Here is a 20,132-nt window from a genome sequence, read left to right as displayed (position 1 = left end):
TGCCCGTGAAACAACCGTCTGAGGGGAAATCCCGATGAATTACAACTGGGACTGGGGCGTGTTCTTCAAGTCCACCGGCGTGGGCAGCGAAACCTATCTGGACTGGTACATCACCGGTCTGGGCTGGACCATCGCCATCGCCATTTCCGCCTGGATCATTGCCTTGCTGCTGGGCTCGGTGCTCGGTGTGATGCGTACCGTACCGAACCGCCTGGTATCGGGCATCGCCACCGCCTACGTGGAGCTGTTCCGCAACGTGCCGCTGCTGGTGCAGCTGTTCATCTGGTACTTCCTGGTGCCGGACCTGCTGCCCGAAGGCCTGCAGGAATGGTTCAAGCAGGACCTCAACCCGACCACCTCGGCACTGATCAGCGTGGTCATCTGCCTGGGCCTGTTCACCGCTGCCCGCGTCTGTGAGCAAGTGCGTACCGGTATCCAGGCGCTGCCGCGTGGCCAGGAAGCCGCCGCCCGTGCCATGGGCTTCAGCCTGCCGCAGATCTACACCAACGTGCTGCTGCCGCAAGCCTACCGGATCATCATTCCGCCGCTCACGTCAGAATTCCTCAACGTGTTCAAGAACTCCTCGGTGGCGTCGCTGATCGGCCTGATGGAGCTGCTGGCACAAACCAAGCAGACCGCCGAATTTTCCGCCAACCTGTTCGAAGCCTTCACCCTGGCCACGCTGATCTACTTCACCCTGAACATGGGCCTGATGCTGCTGATGCGCATGGTCGAGAAGAAGGTTGCCGTGCCTGGCCTGATCTCTGTGGGGGGCAAGTAAATGGAAATGGATTTCAGCGAAATCATCCCTGCCCTGCCTGCCCTGTGGGAAGGCATGGTCATGACCCTGCAACTGATGGTCATGGGCGTGGTCGGCGGCATCGTGCTGGGGACCATCCTGGCCCTGATGCGCCTGTCGTCGAGCAAGCTGCTGTCGCGCGTGGCCGGTGCCTACGTCAACTACTTCCGCTCGATCCCGCTGCTGCTGGTGATCACCTGGTTCTACCTGGCGGTGCCGTTCGTGCTGCGCTGGATCACCGGCGAGGACACCCCGGTGGGTGCCTTCACCTCGTGCGTGGTGGCGTTCATGATGTTCGAAGCCGCGTACTTCTGCGAAATCGTCCGCGCCGGCGTGCAGTCGATCTCCAAGGGCCAGATGGGTGCCGCCCAGGCCCTGGGCATGACCTACGGCCAGACCATGCGCCTGATCATCCTGCCCCAGGCTTTCCGCAAGATGACCCCGCTGCTGCTGCAGCAGAGCATCATCCTGTTCCAGGACACCTCGCTGGTGTACACCGTGGGCCTGGTGGACTTCCTCAACTCGGCACGCTCCAACGGCGACATCATCGGGCGCTCCCATGAGTTCCTGATCTTCGCCGGTGTCGTGTACTTCATCATCAGCTTCTCCGCTTCGTGGCTGGTCAAGCGCCTGCAAAAAAGGATCACCGTATGATTTCCATCAAGAACGTCAACAAGTGGTACGGCGACTTCCAGGTGCTCACCGACTGCACCACCGAAGTGAAAAAGGGTGAAGTGGTGGTGGTCTGCGGCCCGTCGGGTTCGGGCAAGTCCACCCTGATCAAGTGCGTCAACGCGCTGGAGCCGTTCCAGAAAGGCGACATCGTGGTCGATGGCACTTCGATCGCCGACCCGAAGACCAACCTGCCCAAGCTGCGCTCGCGGGTCGGCATGGTGTTCCAGCACTTCGAACTGTTCCCGCACCTGTCGATCACCGAAAACCTGACCATCGCCCAGCGCAAGGTACTCGGCCGCAGCGAAGCCGAAGCGACCAAGAAAGGCCTGGCCCTGCTTGACCGCGTTGGCCTCAGCGCCCACGCCAAGAAGCACCCCGGCCAACTGTCTGGCGGCCAGCAGCAGCGCGTGGCCATTGCCCGCGCCCTGTCGATGGACCCGATCGTCATGCTGTTCGACGAACCGACCTCGGCGCTGGACCCGGAAATGGTCAATGAAGTACTCGACGTAATGGTCGAACTGGCCCACGAAGGCATGACCATGATGTGCGTGACCCACGAAATGGGCTTCGCCCGTAAAGTGGCCAACCGGGTGATCTTCATGGACAAGGGCAACATCATCGAGGACTGCCAGAAGGAAGCCTTCTTCGGCGACCCGAGCGCCCGCCACGAGCGTACCCAGCACTTCCTCAGCAAGATCCTGCAGCACTGATTTTGCTACCCTGAACCGGTCGGCGCCGTTGCCCTTTCGGGCAGCTGGCGCTGGTCGTGACAAGGCCACTGTGATGAAATGCGACCCTTCGCTTCTTCTCCCTGCCAAGCCTGCCGTGAATTCCCGCCTGCTCCGCCAATTGCTGCTGCCGCCCCTGATCATCCTGCTGATGGTCGGCTTGGGGATGGCTGGCTATCTGATCAGCGAGAGCAACGGTATCCGCACCCTTAGCGAAAACGGCGAGCGCCAGCTGGAGCTGCACGCGCGCACGGTCGAAAGCGAGATCAGCAAGTACACCTACCTGCCGAGCCTGCTGGAGCTGGAAGACAGCGTCTCGCACCTGCTCACCGACCCGGATGGCGGTTCGCGCCAGGCAGTCAACGAATACCTCGAGGGCCTGAACCGGCGCAGCCGCAGCCGGGCCATCTTCGTGCTCGACACCAATGGCCGGGTGCAGGCCACCAGCAACTGGCGCGATGCCGACTCGTTCCTGGGTGAAGACCTGTCGTTCCGCGCCTACTTCCAGACCGCCGTGCGCGGTGAGCCCGGGCGCTTCTACGGCATCGGCAGCACCACGGGTGAGGCCGGCTATTACCTGGCCCATGGCTTGGAAGAACACGGCAAGATCATTGGCGTGGCGGTGATCAAAGTGCGCCTTGATACCCTTGAAGAGCGCTGGCAGCGTGCCCGCCTGGAAGCGTTCGTCAGTGACGAGAACGGCATCATCATCCTCTCCAGCGACCCAGCCCGGCGCCTGAAGTCGGTGCGCCCGCTGACCCCGCAAATCAAGGAGCGCCTGGCGCGCAGCCTGCAGTACTACTGGTGGCCGTTGAACGAGTTGCAGCCACTGGCCCGGGAAACCCTGGCCGATGGCGTGGAAAAACTGACGTTCCCGGCCAACAGTGAAACGGCCCAGGGCAAGCCTCACGAAGTGGCCTACTTGGCACAGACGCGGCGCCTGGCCGACACACCGTGGCATTTCACCCTGCTGACGCCGCTGCAGGACCTGCGCCGCGAATCCATGGTGCAAGGCATTCTGGTGGGCGTGGCCTTCGCCTTGCTGGCGATCCTCGGCATCGCCTGGAACGAGCGGCGCAAGGTCATCGCTACCCGGCTGGCCGCCCGCGAGGCCCTGGAAGAAGCCAACAGCCAGCTCGAGCGGCGGATTGCCGAACGCACCGCCGACCTGCGCGCCAGCAACGAACGCCTGAAGGGCCAGATTCGCGAGCGCCGGCATGCCGAGCAAACCCTGCGCCACGCCCAGGATGAGCTGGTGCAGGCCGGCAAGCTGGCGGCCATCGGGCAGATGTCCACCAGTATCGCCCACGAGCTGAACCAGCCCTTGGCCGCGTTGCGCACCTTGTCTGGCAACACCGTACGCTTCCTCGAACGCGGGGCGCTGGAAACCGCCAGCACCAACCTGCGGACCATGAACGACCTGATCGACCGCATGGGCCGCATCACCGCCAGCCTGCGCTCATTCGCTCGGCGTGGCGACGACAGCGGCCAGGCATCGCTGGCCAAGGCGGTGGAAGCCACCTTGCAGGTACTGGCCAACCGCATCAGTGCCTGCCACCTGCAAGTGCATCACCAGTTCGAGGACCAGCAACTGGCCATCGACCAGACGCGCCTGGAGCAGATTCTGGTCAACCTGATTGGCAATGCCCTGGATGCCATGGCCGCGCAACCCCTGCCCGAGCTGTGGCTGGAAGGCGAGTTGCAGGGCGACAAGTACCGTTTGCAAGTGCGCGACAATGGCCACGGTATCGACGCCGAGGCCCGCAAGCACCTGTTCGAACCTTTCTTCACCACCAAACCGGGCGAGCACGGCCTGGGCTTGGGCCTGACCCTGTCGGCGAGCCTTGCTGCCGCCGCCAAGGGCAGCCTCAATGTCGAGCACCCCGCCACTGGCGGCACGGCCTTTGTCCTGGCCCTGCCGCTGGTTTCTCCCCCTAGCGAATCGGCAGACCACCCATGAACCAAGCGCCTCTTACTGTCCTGATCGTCGAAGACGACCCGCATGTGCTGCTCGGCTGCCAGCAAGCCCTTGCCCTGGAAGACATCGCCTGCGAAGGCGTGGGCAGTGCCGAACAGGCGCTGGAGCGCATCGGCGATGACTTCGCCGGTATCGTCGTCAGTGATATTCGCCTGCCGGGCATCGATGGCCTGGAACTGCTCAACCGCCTCAAGGCCCGTGACCGCAGCCTGCCGGTGGTGCTGATTACCGGCCATGGCGATATCGACATGGCCGTCGGCGCCATGCGTAACGGTGCCTACGACTTCATGGAAAAGCCGTTCTCACCCGAGCGCCTGGTCGACGTGGTGCGCCGCGCCCTGGAGCAGCGCGGGCTGGCCCGCGAAGTGGTGGCCCTGCGCCGCCAACTGGCCGAACAGAGCAGCCTGGAGGGGCGCATCATTGGCCGCTCGTCGGCCATGGAGCACCTGCGCGAACTGATCGCCAACGTTGCCGACACCTCGGCCAACGTGCTGATCGAAGGCGAAACCGGTACGGGCAAAGAGCTGGTCGCCCGTTGCCTGCACGATTTCAGCCGCCGCCAGGGCCAGCCATTCGTAGCGCTGAACTGTGGCGGGCTGCCGGAAAACCTGTTCGAAAGCGAGATTTTTGGCCACGAGGCCAATGCCTTCACCGGTGCCGGCAAGCGCCGCATCGGCAAGATCGAGCACGCCAACGGCGGCACGCTGTTCCTCGATGAAGTGGAAAGCATGCCGATCAACCTGCAGATCAAGCTGCTGCGCGTGCTGCAGGAACGCACCCTGGAGCGGCTGGGCTCGAACCAGAGCATCCCGGTGGACTGCCGGGTGATCGCCGCAACCAAGGCCGACCTCGATACCCTGGGCCAGAGTGGCCAGTTCCGCAGCGACCTGTATTACCGGCTGAACGTGGTAACCCTGGAACTGCCGCCACTGCGTGAGCGCCGTGAAGACATCCTGCAGCTGTTCGAACACTTCCTGCAGCAGTCGGCCCTGCGCTTCGATCGGGAAACGCCAACGCTCGACAGCCAGACCCTGTCCCGCCTCATGGCCCACGACTGGCCAGGTAACGTGCGTGAACTGCGCAACGTGGCTGAGCGCTATGCGCTCGGCCTGCCTGCCTTCAAGAAAGGCCCCAGCGGTGGCGCCAGCCAGGGCCTGGGCTTTGCCGAAGCGGTGGAAGCATTCGAGCGCAACTTGCTCAGCGATGCCCTGCAACGCACCGGCGGCAACCTGAGCCAGGCCAGCCAGGAGCTGGGCATGGCCAAGACCACGCTGTTCGACAAAGTAAAAAAGTACGGCCTCGGCTGATTTCAACCCAACCTGGAAAGACAACGTGGACCTGGTATTCAAAGCGGCCCTGGGCGCTGGCGTGGTGCTTTTGCTGGCAGTGCTGTCGAAAACGCGTAACTACTACATTGCCGGCCTGGTGCCGCTGTTCCCCACCTTCGCCCTGATTGCCCACTACATCGTCGGCAAGGGGCGCAGCATTGCCGACCTGAAGACCACCATACTGTTCGGCATGTGGTCGATCATTCCGTACTTCGTGTACCTGGCGACCCTGTATGTGCTGGTCGACCGCTTGCGCCTGGAGGCGTCGCTGGCGCTGGCCACGGTAGCCTGGCTGATGGCCGCGACCGTGCTGGTGACCTTGTGGGTGCGGATGCACTGACCTGGATCCGTGTGGCCCTCTTCGCGGGTAAACCCGCTCCTACATGGGCCAGTGCTGGCCAGCAGAAATCTGCAAGACAGGTGCTCTCACAGGCACCCCGCAATGCCTGAGGCCTGTGCAATACCTGTGGGAGCGGGTTTACCCGCGAAGCAGGCGCAGCCGGTTCAAAGCCCGGCGATATGCGTAACATCTTGCCGATGCGCCTGCAGGTAAGGCAGCACCGCGCCGAGCAAAGGCGCCTTGAACGGCTCCTGAAAGCGGTGCGCCAACCCCGGAATCAAGCGCAGCTGGCTGCCCTGAATATGCGCCGCCAGGTGCACACCATGCATCACCGGCAGCAGCGGGTCGGCCGTGCCGTGTACCACCAGGGTCGGCACCCGCAGCTGGTTGAGTAGCTCGACACGGCTCGGCTCGGCCAGAATCGCCATGATCTGGCGCTTCGCCCCGTCCGGGTTGAACGCCCGGTCATACGCCACCGCCGCCTGATGCAACAACACTGCGCGGTCGTCCCGTACCTCGGGGCTACCCAACGCCGCCAGCAAGTCGGCCTGCTGCTCGATCGCCACTTCACGGTTCGGTGCACTGCGCCGGGCCAGCAACTGCACCAGTGCCGGGTCCGGTGCCGGCAACCCCGCCGCCCCGGAGCTGGACATGACCAGCGTCAGGCTACGCACCCGCTCGGGCGCCATGGCTGCCAGGTGCTGGGCGATCATGCCGCCCATGCTCACGCCCAGCACATGAAACTGGTGCACGCCCAAGGCGTCCATCAGGCGCAAGCCGTCATCCGCCATGTCGGTCAGCGTATAAGGCGCCGACACCGGCAGCCCCAGCTTGTAGCGCAGCAACTCGACCGTGAGGTTGGCCGAAGGCGGCATCTGGTTCCAGCGCGACAGGCCGACATCGCGGTTGTCATAGCGGATCACCCGAAAGCCCTGTCGGCACAACGCTTCGACCACATCGTCCGGCCAATGAATCAGCTGCCCACCCAGGCCCATCACCAGCAGCAAGGCCGGGTCACGTGGCGCGCCGACGCTCTGGTACACCAGGCTGACCGCGCCCAGTTCGGCACGCTGCACCGGTACGTGGGCGTCACAACGCTGTTCGGCGAAACTCGCAGGTACGCTGAAAAACAAGAAAAGAAAAAGCCAAAAAGCCCGCATGAAAGAAACACCAGAATGCAGATCCCCAGTAGAGCGCGAGTCTGATGAATTCAGTTCGGGCGCGCTGCCACAGTTCAGTGACAATTTCATGACCGCCGCCAGACGGTGCGGCCGAACGTCCAGTCGACAGCACCGCCAACATGAGGGAAACTCAACTCAATCCCCCACCCTTCCCATACAAACCCCGGAGTCAGCTGTGCTGGAGATCCGTCACCTGAAAACCCTTCATGCCCTGCGCGAGGCTGACAGCCTGGTGGAGGCTGCTGAGCGCCTGCACCTGACCCAGTCGGCGCTGTCGCACCAGTTCAAGGAGCTGGAAGAGCGCCTGGGCCTGCCGTTGTTCGTGCGCAAGACCAAACCAATCCGCTTCACCAGTGCCGGGCTACGCCTGCTGCAACTGGCCGATGCCACCCTGCCGCTGCTGCGCGGTGCCGAGCGCGACATTGCGCGCCTGGCCGGTGGCACCGCCGGGCGCCTGCACATGGCCATCGAATGCCACAGCTGCTTCCAGTGGCTGATGCCGACCATCGACCAGTTCCGCGATGCCTGGCCGGAAGTGGAGCTGGACCTGGCTTCTGGCTTTGCCTTTGCCCCGCTACCGGCGCTGGCCCGTGGTGACCTCGACCTGGTGGTGACGTCCGACCCGCTGGACCTGGCCGGCATTACTTACGTGCCGCTGTTCACCTACGAAGCCATGCTGGCGGTCGCCAACCAGCATCCGTTGGCCAGTAAGCCCTATATCGTGCCGCAGGATCTGCTCGACCAGACGCTGATCACTTACCCGGTGGAACGCGACCGCCTGGACATCTTCACCCGCTTCCTGGAGCCCGCCGACATCGAACCGGCCGCCGTGCGTACCTCGGAGCTGACAGTGATGATGATGCAGCTGGTGGCCAGCGGCCGGGGCGTGTGCGGCATGCCGCACTGGGCGCTGCACGAATACAGCGCGCGCGGCTATGTGAAAGGCAAGCGCCTGGGCGAAAAAGGCTTGTTTGCCACGCTTTACGCGGCAGTACGCACCGACATGCTCGATGCGCCGTACATGCGTGATTTCCTGCTGACGGCCAAGGACACCTCGTTCGCCACCCTCGACGGCGTCAGCGCGGTACGCTGACTGCCTGGCGGTATAGCGGCAGGATCAGGTCGCGGGTCAGCGGTGCCAGTTGCATGCCTGGCGCCTGGCCTGCGGCCAGCCACACGACCTCTTCGATCTCGGCAGCCGGAACTACCGCAGCGGCACTGTCGACGCGGAACAGCTCGGCTTGCACCACGAAGCCCGGTTCATTGGCAGCCGGGGCGCTGAACTGGCCCAGGTGCACGGCCTGGGCCGGGTCGATCTGCAGGCCGAGTTCCTCGTGCAGTTCGCGCACCAGTGCCTGCAGCGGTGTTTCGCCAGCATCGATCTTGCCGCCGGGCTGCATGAACGCCTCGGTGCCGCGCTTGCGCACCAGCAAGGTGCGGCCCTGGGGGTCGATCAGCAGGGCGGCGGCGATGCGGATGGTGTTGGGCATGGGCTGGGCTCGCTGAAAAATTGGCTGGGGAGGATCCCATGGGGTCTTTGGCCTGACAAGGGCAGTGTTTCCTGTGCCGGCCTCTTCGCGGGTAAACCCGCTCCCACATCGATTGCATTGACCTCGGGCCATGTGCAATACCTGTGGGAGCCTGGCATGCCAGCGATGAGGCCTGAACAGGCAACACAAGACAGTTGCTCCCAGGTACTGCGTAAACCTGTGAGAGAGGGCTTACGCTGTAACTGTGGGAGCGGGTTTACCCGCGAAGAGGCCGGCACAGGTTTATAGCAGGCCTGCCAGACGAACGGCCTCTTGCCAACCCGCTCCACACCCTCCATAACCAAAGCATGAACCTGCCCGCCAAACACCACCCGGTGCTCGAGCTGTTCCACCCCGCCGTGCGCACCTGGTTCCGCCGCCATTTCGCCACGGTCACCGATGCTCAGGCCCAAGCCTGGCCGTTGATCCATGCCGGCCAATCGATGCTGCTGGCCGCCCCGACCGGCTCGGGCAAAACCCTCAGCGCTTTCCTGGCCGTGCTCGACGAACTGTTCCGCCAAGGCCTTGAGCAGCAAGGCGAGCCGCCTGCGCAAACCCAGATCATCTACGTTTCACCGCTCAAAGCGCTGTCCAATGACATTCGCCTGAACCTGCAGGCCCCGCTCGAAGGCATCAGCCAGGCCCTCGCCGAGCAAGGCCTGAACGCCCCACGCATCACCACCGCCGTACGCACGGGCGACACACCCCAAAAGGAACGTGCCGCCATGCGCAAGCTGGCCCCGCACATTCTGGTCACCACGCCCGAATCGCTCTACGTCCTGATGGGCTCGGCGTCAGGCCGCGAAGGCCTGGCCAGCGTGCACACGGTAATCGTTGACGAGATCCATGCCCTGGCCGGTAACAAGCGCGGCTGCCACCTGGCGCTGACGCTGGAGCGCCTGCAGGCCCTGTGTGGTCGGCCACTGCGGCGCATCGGCCTGTCCGCCACGCAACGCCCGGTCGAGCGGGTGGCGCAGTTTCTGGTCGGTGAAGGAAGGCGCTGCGCCATTGTCGATGTCGGCCATGCGCGCCAGCGTGACCTGGCGATCGAGGTGCCGCCCGTACCGTTAGGTGCGGTAATGGCCACCGATGTCTGGGGCCTTGTCTATGACCGGCTTGCTACCTTGGCGCGTGAACACCGCACCACCCTGGTGTTCGTCAACACCCGGCGCCTGGCTGAACGCATTACCCGCCACCTCAGCGACCGCCTGGGCAAGGACGCGGTGGCCGCACACCATGGCAGCCTGGCCAAGGAACTGCGTCTGGATGCCGAGCAACGGCTCAAAGGCGGCCAGCTGCAGGTGCTGGTTGCTACCGCGTCACTGGAGCTGGGCATCGACATCGGCGATATCGACCTGGTGTGCCAGATTGAGTCGCCGGGTTCGATTGCCGCCTTCCTGCAAAGAGTGGGTCGCGCCAGTCACCAGGTCGATGGCGTGCCCAAGGGCCGGCTGTTCCCCACCTCGCGCGACGACCTGATCGAATGCGTGGCGCTGCTCGACTGCGTGCGCCGGGGCGAGCTGGACGAACTGCACATTCCCCGGGCACCGCTGGACGTGCTGGCCCAGCAGATCGTGGCCGAAGCCAGCAACCAGCCATGGCACGAACAGGCGCTGTTCGACACCCTGCGCCAGGCCACCCCTTATGCCGAACTTGACCAGAATCACTACCAGGCCCTGCTGCGCATGCTTGCCGAGGGTTACAACGGCCGCCAGGGCGTGCGCAGTGCCTACCTGCACCGCGATGCAGTCAGCGGCACCTTGCGCGGCCGCCGCGGCAGCCAGCTGACGGCACTGACCAGCGGCGGCACCATCCCCGACAACGCCGACTACAGCGTGTTGCTGGAGCCGCAGGCACTGAACATCGGCAGCGTCAATGAAGACTTTGCGGTGGAGAGCATCGCTGGCGATATCTTCCAGCTGGGCAATGCCTCCTATCGTATCCTGCGCGTCGAGCCGGGTCGGGTCCGGGTGGAAGATGCTCAAGGGCTGCCGCCGACCATTCCGTTCTGGCTGGGTGAGGCGCCGGGGCGCAGCGATGAGCTGTCGGCTGCAGTGGCCCGCTTGCAGGCGCAGATCGACCAGCAACTGACGCAGTCTGGCGGCAACATGGCCGAGGCGCTGCCATGGCTGCAGGCTACCTTCGAATTGGGCGAAGACAGTGCCAGCCAGTTGCTCGACTACCTCGCCCGCACCCGCGATGTGCTGGGTGCACTGCCCTCGCAGGACACCCTGGTAATGGAGCGTTTTTTCGACGAATCCGGCGGTACCCAGCTGATCATCCATTCGCCCTACGGCAGCCGCATCAACCGCGCCTGGGGCCTGGCCTTGCGCAAGCGCTTCTGCCGCACCTTCAACTTCGAATTGCAGGCGGCAGCCAGCGAGGACGCCATCGTGCTGTCGCTGTCCACCAGTCATAGCTTCGAACTTGATGAAGTGTGGCGCTACCTGAACAGCCGCAGCGCCGAGCCGATCCTCATTCAGGCCCTGCTCGATGCGCCGCTGTTCGGCGTGCGCTGGCGCTGGAATGCCGGTGTGGCCATGGCCCTGCCGCGCTTTGTGGGCGGGTGCAAAGTGGCGCCGCAGATCCAGCGCATGAAGAGCGAAGACCTGGTTGCCGCAGTGTTCCCCGACCAGATCGCCTGCCTGGAGAACATCGTCGGCGAGCGGCAGATCCCCGATCACCCGCTGGTCGAGCAAACCCTCGACGACTGCCTGCATGAGGCCATGGACAGCGAAGGTTGGCTGGCCCTGTTGCGCCGCATGGAAAGCGGCGCAGTGCGCCTGCTGTGCCGCGACCTGCCTGCCCCCTCGCCACTGGCTGCGGCGATTCTGAATGCCCGCCCGTACGCCTTCCTCGACGATGCGCCTCTGGAAGAGCGGCGTACGCAGGCAGTGCTGAACCGGCGCTGGAACGAAGTGCAAAGCAGCGACGACCTGGGTGCGCTGGACGTCGATGCCATTGCCGCAGTCGCGGCCGAGGCCTGGCCACAGCCAGGCAATGCCGACGAAATGCACGAAGCGCTGATGAGCCTGGGCGCCATCAGCAAGGCGGAAGTCCAGGCCAACCCCGGCTGGGATCTGCTACTGAGGCAACTGGCCAAGGCAGGGCGAGCCTTGCGCCTGGCCGATCACAATCTGTGGTTGGCCCGCGAACGCCTGAATCTGATGCTGGCGCTCTACCCGGCAGCGCGATTGGAACCAGTGCTGGAATTACTCCCCGGCTTCCACCTGGCCATCGACGCCGATAGCGCACTGAGCGAGCTGCTGCGCGCCCGCCTGAGTGGCCATGGCCCGCAGTCTCAGGCGCAAATCGCTGCGCCACTGGGCAAGCCGGCAAGCGACATCAGGCAGGCGCTGGCCCGCCTGGAAACCGAAGGCTATGTGCTGCGCGGGCATTTCAGCCCCGGTGCAAGCGACCTGCAATGGTGCGAACGCCATCTGCTGGCGCGCATCCACCGCTACACGGTCAAACGCCTGCGCCGCGAGATCGAACCGGTCAGCTTGCAGGACTTCATGCGTTTTCTGTTCGACTGGCAGCATATGGCGCCTGAAGAACGCCTGCGTGGCCCGCAAGCGGTGGCCGAAGTGCTGGGCCAGTTGCAGGGTTTCCCCAGCGCGGCCGGGGCCTGGGAGGCCGAGTTGCTGCCGGCGCGCATCAAGGACTACAGCCCGCACTGGCTTGATGATGCCTGCCGCAACGGGCAGTTCGCCTGGAGCCGGCTGGCCGCGAGCGTGGCGAGCAATACCTTGTCCAGCACACCGCTGGTACTGCTGGCGCGTGAACACCTGAACCTGTGGCGCAGCCTTGCCCCGGTACCTGCCCTGGAAAGCCTTGGGGCGCGGGCGCAACGCGTGCACGAGGTGCTGCAGGCACAGGGCGCGCTGTTCTTTGACGAACTGACACACGATGCACACCTGCTGCCCAGCGAACTGGAAACAGCACTGCAGGAACTGGTAGGCGCCGGCCTTGTGGGCGCCGACAGCTTTACCGGCCTACGCAGCCTGATTACCCCTGCGGCGAAACGCACGTCACGCAACAGCCGACGCGGCCATGCGCCATTGTCCAGCAGCATGGCCCATGCCGGGCGCTGGGCCTTGCTGCGCCGGGGCACAGTGGATGACAGCCAGCGCCTGGAACATATCGCCCGCACGCTGTTACGCCGCTATGGCGTGGTTTGCTGGCGGCTGCTGGAGCGCGAAAGTGATGTGCTGCCGCCCTGGCGTGAACTGCTGCGCTGCTACCACCGGCTGGAGGCACGTGGCGAGATCCGGGGCGGGCGCTTCATTGCCGGGCTCGCCGGCGAACAGTTCGCCTTGCCGGAGGCGGTGGGGTTGCTGCGCCAGGTACGCCGTCGTGAGCCGGACGGCGCGCTGCTGGTGGTGAGTGCCAGCGACCCGCTGAACCTGATCGGCTCGTTGCTGCCGGGGGCCAAGGTACCGGCGGTGGGTGGAAATCGCCTGCTGTATCGCGACGGGGTGCCGGTGGCGGTGCGGGTGGCCGGGCGCTATTCGTATCTGGTCGAGGCGCCGGCGCACGAGCAGGAAAGCTGGCGGCAGAAGCTGCTGCGCGATACGCATTGGGCATAAACGAAAATCCAAAGCGCACTGCTGTGGGAGCGGGTTCACCCGCGAATGCGTCGTTGGCTCCACCATCGCATTCGCGGGTAAACCCGCTCCCACAGCGTATCGCGCAGACAACCTGGCTCGATTCGAGAATGATTTTCGCTACCCCGATTTTAATTTGCAGGGCCTGGCAAGTTGGCTATGGTCGGGGTTTGCCCCCAGGCCGTGAGCCTGACCGCGCCATCGCAAGGACCCCGTATGAGCCTGTCACTTCTCAGCCGCTACGCCTTCTTCGCCGCTTGTGTACTGTTCACGTTGGCGAGCCTGCCCTTCACCCACCACGAATGGTTGTGGCCGTTCACCCTGACCACCGGCATCCTCAGCCTGATCGGCCTGTTCGACCTGTTGCAGAAGCGTCACGCGGTGCGCCGCAACTACCCGATCCTGGGTAACATCCGCTACCTGGTCGAAGCCATTCGCCCGGAAATCCGCCAGTACCTGCTGGAGTCCGACAGCGACGCCCTGCCGTTTTCGCGTGCTCAGCGCTCGCTGGTGTATGCCCGTGCCAAGAACGAAGCCTCGGACAAACCGTTCGGCACCCTGATCGACGTGTACGAGTCCGGCTTCGAGTTCATCGGCCATTCCATGCGCCCGGCGCCCTTGACCGACCCGGCCAGCTTCCGTGTCATTGTCGGCGGGCCACAGTGCAGCCAGCCGTACTCGGCGTCGGTGTTCAATATCTCGGCAATGAGCTTCGGCTCGCTCAGCGCCAACGCCATCCGCGCCCTCAACCAGGGTGCCAAGCTGGGCAATTTCCACCACGACACCGGCGAAGGCAGCATCAGCCCTTACCACCGCGAACACGGTGGTGACCTGGTCTGGGAACTGGGCAGCGGCTACTTCGGGTGCCGCACGCCAGACGGGCGCTTCGACCCCGAGCGCTTCGCCGCCCAGGCGCGCACCCCGCAGGTACGCATGATCGAGATCAAGATGAGCCAGGGTGCCAAGCCCGGCCATGGCGGCATCCTGCCCAAGCACAAGGTCACCCAGGAAATTGCCGAAACCCGCGGCGTGCTGATGGGCGAAGACTGCATCTCGCCGTCGCGCCACAGCGCCTTTTCCACCCCCATCGAGATGATGCAGTTCATCGCCCAGCTGCGTGAACTGTCGGGCGGCAAGCCGGTGGGCTTCAAGTTCTGCCTGGGCCACCCGTGGGAGTTCATGGGCATCGCCAAGGCCATGCTGGAAACCGGCATTCTGCCGGACTTTATCGTCGTCGATGGCAAGGAGGGCGGCACCGGTGCCGCGCCCGTGGAGTTCACCGACCATATCGGCGTGCCGCTGCGTGAAGGCCTGCTGTTCGTGCACAACACCCTGGTCGGCCTGAACCTGCGCGACAAGATCAAGCTGGGCGCCAGCGGCAAGATCGTCAGCGCCTTCGACATCGCCAGCGTGCTGGCCATTGGCGCCGACTGGGCCAACTCGGCACGCGGCTTCATGTTTGCCATCGGCTGTATCCAGTCGCAGAGCTGCCACACCAACAAGTGCCCGACCGGCGTGGCCACGCAAGACCCGCTACGCCAGCGTGCGCTGGTGGTGCCGGACAAAGCCCAGCGGGTGTTGAACTTCCACCACAACACCTTGCGTGCCTTGGCAGAAATGCTTGCTGCGGCGGGGTTGAACCATCCCGAGCAGCTGGAAGCCAAGCACCTGGTACGGCGGGTATCGGCCACCGAGATCAAGCTGTTCTCGCAGATGCATGTGTTCTTGAAGCCGGGGGAGTTGCTGACGGGCGAGGTGAATGGCCAGTTCTATTCACGCATGTGGCAACTGGCGCGGGCGGACAGCTTTGAGCCGCACAGTGAGGTGGCGGCCTGATAAATAGCCGGGGCTGCTTTGCAGCCCATCCGACCGGTCCGGCGCCCCGGCAAGGCCGCTCCTACAGGGTGTACGCGTTCCCTTGTAGGAGCGGCCTTGTGTCGCGATGGGCCGCAAAGCGGCCCCAAGATTTCAGATCAGGACGCAGTACTGGCCACACCCTGCACCTCTTTCGGTGCCAACCGGAACGCGTAATACAGCACCGTCAGCAGCACCAGGAACGCCGGGCCGATATACAGCGCCACACGCGTATCCTCGAAGTACGCCATCAGGCCGACCACCAGCACCAGGAACGCCAGCGCCAGGTACGAGCTCAGCGGCCACAGCCACATGCGGTACTTCAGCCCCTTGCGCTCGGCAGTGGTAAGCCCGGCCCGGAACTTCAGCTGCGCCAGCAGGATCATCACCCAGGTCCAGATCGCGCCAAAGGTGGCGATCGATGTCACCCAGACAAATACCTTCTCAGGCACCAGGTAGTTGGCCAGCACGCCCAGCAGCAGCGCGCCTATCGACAGCAGCAGCGCATTGCGCGGCACGCCGTTTTTCGAGGTACGGGCGAAAGGCGCCGGCGCCTGGCCGTTCTGCGCCAGGCTGTAGAGCATGCGCCCGGTGCTGAAGATGCCACCGTTGCAAGACGACAACGCTGCAGTGATGACCACGAAGTTGATGATGCCGGCGGCGGTCTTGATGCCAAGGCGCTCGAAGGTCATGACGAACGGGCTGCCCTGGCTGCCGATTTCGTTCCACGGGTAGATCGACAGGATCACGAACAGCGCGCCAACGTAGAACAGCAGGATGCGCCAGAACACCGAGCCAATGGCTTGCGGAATGGTCTTTTGCGGGTTGCGTGCTTCGCCGGCAGTGAGGCCGATCATTTCCACGCCCAGGTAGGCGAACATCACCATCTGCAGCGACATCAGCACGCCGGTCACGCCGTTGGGCATGAAGCCGCCATCGCTCCACAGGTTGGAGATACCCACTGCCACACCGTCATTGCCAAAGCCGAAGGCAATGACGCCGATGCCGCCGAGGACCATGGCGATGATGGTAACGATCTTGATCAGGGCGAACCAGAACTCGAATTCACCGAAGGCCTTTACTGCCACCAGGTTGACCGCGCCCATGCTGCCCAGCGCCGCCAGGGCCCAGATCCAGCGTGGTACGTCGGGGAACCAGATGCCCATGTAGATGGCCACTGCGGTGATTTCGGCCACGCAGGTCACCAGCCACAGGAACCAGTAGTTCCAGCCGGTCAGGAAGCCCGCCAACGGGCCGAGGTAGTCCTGGGCATAGCGGCTGAACGAGCCGGCGACAGGGTTGTGCACGGCCATTTCGCCAAGGGCACGCATGATCACCAGGATGGCCAGGCCGCCGATGATGTAGGACAGCATGATGGCCGGGCCGGCCATTTCGATAGCCTTGGCCGAGCCAAGGAAAAGACCGACACCGATACAGGCGCCCAGCGCCATCAGACGGATGTGCCGTTCGCCCAGTTCACGCTTGAGCGGGCCGCCTTCAGTGGCCTGGCCATGGGCAGGGTGGTTGCCGACTGGCATAGCAATACAACCTCATTTTGTTATTGGATTTGACCTTCGTGCAGCACCGGCCATGCCGATAGGCGTGACGTTGGCTTGCCAGGCTGACCTCGTGGGCCGGCCCGTATGCCGGGTTAGAGCACCCGGCAGGGCGAAGGGGGCGAGCAGTATAGGAAGACCGTTGTAGGGATTTTCGCTGTATATACAGGAATAATCAGCGAGTTCTCCGGGGCCGCGGCACCATAGCAACATCGACGCATGAAGAAACCCACACCAAAGCCGCATAGCCCTACGCCTGTTTTCTTCACTTCCTACAAATTTTTCACCCTACCCGCTCAACGTCTAAGCTTCAGACAAGCAAGACGAAAACACCTGGCCGGATAGAAGACTATGGGCGCACTGTGGCAATCGGAACCAAGAAGAACGGAAGCACCCGAGATACCTCCGGCCGAGACGCCACAACCCAAGTCCCCCCGTCAGCGTCGGCTATGGTGGCGGCTGATCATCCTCATCCTGCTGGTGGCACTGATTGCCATCGGCGTTGCCGCGTATGACGAATTCCGCACCTCGGAACTGCAATCGCGCGAATTCAGCAAACTGGCCGGCACGCTGACCTACTCGCTGCAGCCCGGCCCCAGCGATGCCATCGTCTACCCCGGTGACGGGCCGTTCGACAAACGCCTGGGCTACAGCGCCCTGGGTGAGTTCCTGCCGCGCCTGCTCAAGCGCGACTATCTGATCAGCGAGCAGGTCAAATTCTCGCCGGCATTGATGAACTACGTCGATCATGGGCTCTTCGCCCCCTATATCGAGAAGATCCAGGCCGGCCTGTCGATCACCGACTGCCGCGGCGACATGCTGTACCAGTACAACTACCCGCAGCACCTGTACCCGGACTTTGCGGCGATTCCGCCGGTGATGGTCAACAGCCTGCTGTTCATCGAGAACCGCGACCTGCTCGATACCCAGGACCCGCGCAACAACCCGGCCGTGGACTGGCCGCGCTTCGCCAAGGCCGCCTACAGCCAGGTGGCCAAGTACCTGGCCCTGCCCGGCCAGTCGGCTGGCGGCAGCACGTTGGCCACGCAACTGGAAAAGTATCGCCACTCACCGGATGGCCTGACCGTGTCGGGCGCCGAAAAGATCCGCCAGATGGTCTCAGCCAGCGTGCGCGCTTACCAGGGCGGCCCCGACACCACCGAGGCGCGTCAACGCATCGTGCGTGACTACCTCAACAGCGTACCGCTGTCGGCCGTGCCCGGGCATGGCGAAGTGCATGGCATGGCCGAGGGCCTGCGGGTGTGGTATGGCGCCGACTTCGACCAGGTCAACCAGGCGCTGAACTCAACCGCCAGCGACCCGCAAAGCATGGCCGCCCGGGGCCTGGCCCTGCGCCAGGTGCTGTCACTGATGATTGCCCAGCGCCGGCCTTCGCATTATTTGTCCAAAGGCCGGGTCGAGCTGGCCGAACTTACCGATTCGCACATCCGCGTACTCGCCGCCAACCAGGTCATCGAGCAATCTCTGGCCGATGCCGCGCTGGCCAGCAAGGCGGTGTACCGCGACTGGGTAGCACAGCCGACTATCGTGCCGATCGTTACCAACAAGGGCATCAGCCTGGCGCGCAACCGCCTGGCGGCCATGCTCAACCGCCCGCTGTACGACCTCGACCGCCTCGACGTTTCGGCCACCAGTACGTTGCAGGCCGACTTGCAATTGCAGGTCAGCCAATACCTGAAAAACCTGGCCGACCCAGCCTTTGCGGCGCAGATCGGCCTGATTGGCGAACGCCTGCTCACCACCAAGACCACCGACCAGGTGAGCTACAGCTTCACCTTGTTCGAGCGCACCGCTGACGGCTCGCGGGTACGGGTACAGACCGACAGCACCAACCAGCCCTTCGACATCAACGAAGGCAGCAAGCTGGAGCTTGGCTCCACGGCCAAGCTGCGGGTACTGACCACCTACCTGGAAATCATCGCCGAGCTGCACGACAAATACGCGGGCAAGCCGGCCGCCGAGCTGAAGAAGGTGGACGTCGCCGAACTCGACCGCATCACCCAGTGGTCGCTGGAATGGCTGGCGCAGAACAGCAAGAACCAGAGCCTGGACGCCATGCTCGACGCCGCGCTGGAGCGCAAGTACTCGGCCAACACCGGCGAGGCGTTCTTCACCGGCGGCGGCATGCACGTGTTCAACAACTTCCGCAAGGAAGACAACAACCGCAACCCGACGCTCAAGGATGCACTGCGCGAATCGATCAACTTGCCGTTCATCCGCCTGATGCGCGATCTGGTGCGCTATGTGACCTATCAGCAACCGTACAACCGCGTGCCGCTGCTCAAGGACGACTCCGACCCGCGCCGCCAGGAATACCTGGCGCGCTTCGCCGACAAGGAAGGCACCAACTACCTGATGCGCTTCTGGAAGAAGTACCAGCGCAAGACCTCGCAGCAGCGCCTGGATACCTTCCTCGACAGCATGCGCGTGACCCCGCAGCGGCTGGCGGCCGTGCACCGCTACCTGTTCCCTGAGGCCGGCCAGGAAACCTTCAACGCCTTCGTCCGTGCCCACCTCAAGGGTGACAAGATCGCCTTGGGCAAGCTGACCGACGGTCGCCTGTCGGAAATGTACGAAGCCTATGGCCCGGGCAAGTATGACCTGCCCGACCAGGGCTACATCGCCAAGGTTCACCCGCTGGACCTGTGGTTGCTCGGTTACCTGTTGAAGAACCCGGGCTCGACCTTGACCGAAATGGTCAACGCCAGCCGTTTCGAGCGCCAGGAGGTGTACGGCTGGCTGTTCAAGAGCCGCCATCAGGGCGCCCGTGACAGCCGCATCCGCACCATGGTCGAGATCGAGGCGTTCCTCGACATCCACCAGCGCTGGAAGCGCGTGGGCTATCCGTTCGACCACCTGGTGCCGTCGCTGGCTACCGCCATCGGCAGCTCGGGTGACCGCCCTGCCGCCCTTTCCGAACTGGTCGGGATCATCCAGAACGACGGCGTCCGCCTGCCCACACTGCGCATCGATACCCTGCACTTTGCGGCCAATACACCCTACGAGACCAAGCTGGTCACCGACCCGGACCGGGGTGTGCGGATTTTGCCGGTCGAAGTGGCGCGCGCACTCAAAGGCGCCATGTCGCAGGTGGTGGATGCGGGTACAGCGCGGCGCATTTCCGGCAGCTTCAAGCTGCAGGACGGCACACCACTGGTGATGGGCGGCAAGACCGGTACCGGTGACAACCGTATCGAAAGCTTTGGTGCCGGTGGTCGGTTGATCGGCTCGCGTTCGCTTAACCGGACCGCCACCTTCGTGTTCTTCCTCGGCGAGAACCACTTCGGCACCCTGACCGCCTTCGTCCCCGGGCGCTCGGCGGAAGCATTCAAATTTACCTCGGCGCTGCCGGTGCAGGTGCTCAAGGGCATGGCGCCGATCCTGATGCCGTACCTGCAGCCGGGCAATCCGAATGAGTGCAAACCGCCCGAGGTTGCCGTGCATGCACCCGCACAGGAAGGCAATGCATCGATGAACTAGATGATAATCATCTGCAATTAAGGGCTTGTCTTTAGATATATCTTGAGTAATATCTT

13 protein-coding genes are annotated in these 20,132 nt (G+C 64.0%); 10 read left to right on the top strand and 3 right to left on the bottom strand.

The annotated features are described in order from the left end of the window. The first annotated feature begins 34 nt into the window (after window positions 1-34). From IAE39_RS07875 to IAE39_RS07850, 6 genes are all read left to right on the top strand, one after another. Window positions 35-781, top strand: coding sequence for an amino acid ABC transporter permease (locus IAE39_RS07875; RefSeq protein ID WP_201201003.1), 747 nt, complete (start codon window positions 35-37; stop codon window positions 779-781). Then, window positions 782-1,453, top strand: coding sequence for an amino acid ABC transporter permease (locus IAE39_RS07870; RefSeq protein ID WP_201201001.1), 672 nt, complete (start codon window positions 782-784; stop codon window positions 1,451-1,453). Further along, on the top strand, window positions 1,450-2,184 hold the full coding sequence (locus tag IAE39_RS07865; RefSeq protein ID WP_060512719.1) for an amino acid ABC transporter ATP-binding protein: 735 nt from the start codon (window positions 1,450-1,452) through the stop codon (window positions 2,182-2,184). The genes IAE39_RS07870 and IAE39_RS07865 overlap by 4 nt, the downstream gene beginning before the upstream one ends. A 73-nt stretch (window positions 2,185-2,257) precedes the next feature. Further along, on the top strand, window positions 2,258-4,162 hold the full coding sequence (locus IAE39_RS07860) for a sensor histidine kinase (protein ID WP_201200999.1): 1,905 nt from the start codon (window positions 2,258-2,260) through the stop codon (window positions 4,160-4,162). Continuing rightward, a complete protein-coding gene (locus tag IAE39_RS07855) occupies window positions 4,159-5,487 on the top strand; it encodes a sigma-54-dependent transcriptional regulator (RefSeq protein WP_201200997.1) in 1,329 nt (442 codons plus the stop codon). The genes IAE39_RS07860 and IAE39_RS07855 overlap by 4 nt, the downstream gene beginning before the upstream one ends. A gap of 25 nt (window positions 5,488-5,512) precedes the next feature. Then, window positions 5,513-5,848, top strand: coding sequence for a GlpM family protein (locus IAE39_RS07850; RefSeq protein ID WP_025754578.1), 336 nt, complete (start codon window positions 5,513-5,515; stop codon window positions 5,846-5,848). Between the two features lie 164 nt (window positions 5,849-6,012). Here IAE39_RS07850 and IAE39_RS07845 read toward each other — a convergent pair whose 3' ends face one another. Further along, a complete protein-coding gene (locus IAE39_RS07845) occupies window positions 6,013-7,008 on the bottom strand; it encodes an alpha/beta fold hydrolase (protein ID WP_201200996.1) in 996 nt (331 codons plus the stop codon). Window positions 7,009-7,204: 196 nt separating this feature from the next. Here IAE39_RS07845 and metR point away from each other — a divergent pair, with 196 nt between their 5' ends. Then, window positions 7,205-8,122, top strand: a complete 918-nt coding sequence (metR, locus tag IAE39_RS07840) for a transcriptional regulator MetR (protein WP_103449391.1) — start codon at window positions 7,205-7,207, stop codon at window positions 8,120-8,122. Here the strand turns inward: metR and IAE39_RS07835 are convergent. Then, window positions 8,106-8,519 carry an NUDIX hydrolase gene (locus IAE39_RS07835; protein WP_201200995.1) on the bottom strand — a complete coding sequence of 138 codons (414 nt, stop codon included), beginning with the start codon at window positions 8,517-8,519 and terminating at the stop codon, window positions 8,106-8,108. The genes metR and IAE39_RS07835 overlap by 17 nt on opposite strands. Window positions 8,520-8,866: 347 nt before the next feature. On the opposite strand from IAE39_RS07835, the gene IAE39_RS07830 reads away from it, so the two are divergent. Together IAE39_RS07830 and IAE39_RS07825 are read left to right on the top strand one after the other, a co-directional pair. Continuing rightward, window positions 8,867-13,147: a DEAD/DEAH box helicase gene (locus tag IAE39_RS07830; RefSeq protein ID WP_201200994.1), complete on the top strand. Its 4,281-nt coding sequence runs from the start codon at window positions 8,867-8,869 to the stop codon at window positions 13,145-13,147. A 234-nt stretch (window positions 13,148-13,381) separates the two neighbouring features. Beyond that, window positions 13,382-15,001 (top strand): FMN-binding glutamate synthase family protein, encoded by a 1,620-nt coding sequence (locus IAE39_RS07825; protein ID WP_201200993.1) that lies wholly within the window; start codon window positions 13,382-13,384, stop codon window positions 14,999-15,001. A 137-nt stretch (window positions 15,002-15,138) separates the two neighbouring features. Here IAE39_RS07825 and IAE39_RS07820 read toward each other — a convergent pair whose 3' ends face one another. Beyond that, the gene (locus tag IAE39_RS07820; RefSeq protein WP_201200992.1) at window positions 15,139-16,557 is read right to left on the bottom strand and encodes an amino acid permease; all 1,419 of its coding nucleotides are present in this window, start codon (window positions 16,555-16,557) and stop codon (window positions 15,139-15,141) included. A gap of 369 nt (window positions 16,558-16,926) precedes the next feature. Here IAE39_RS07820 and IAE39_RS07815 point away from each other — a divergent pair, with 369 nt between their 5' ends. Beyond that, window positions 16,927-20,076 (top strand): transglycosylase domain-containing protein, encoded by a 3,150-nt coding sequence (locus IAE39_RS07815; RefSeq protein WP_201200991.1) that lies wholly within the window; start codon window positions 16,927-16,929, stop codon window positions 20,074-20,076. Window positions 20,077-20,132: the final 56 nt, after the last annotated feature.

The organism is Pseudomonas sp. S37 (assembly GCF_016658545.1).
GTDB lineage: Bacteria > Pseudomonadota > Gammaproteobacteria > Pseudomonadales > Pseudomonadaceae > Aquipseudomonas.
This window is presented reverse-complemented; position numbering and strand designations above follow the sequence as displayed.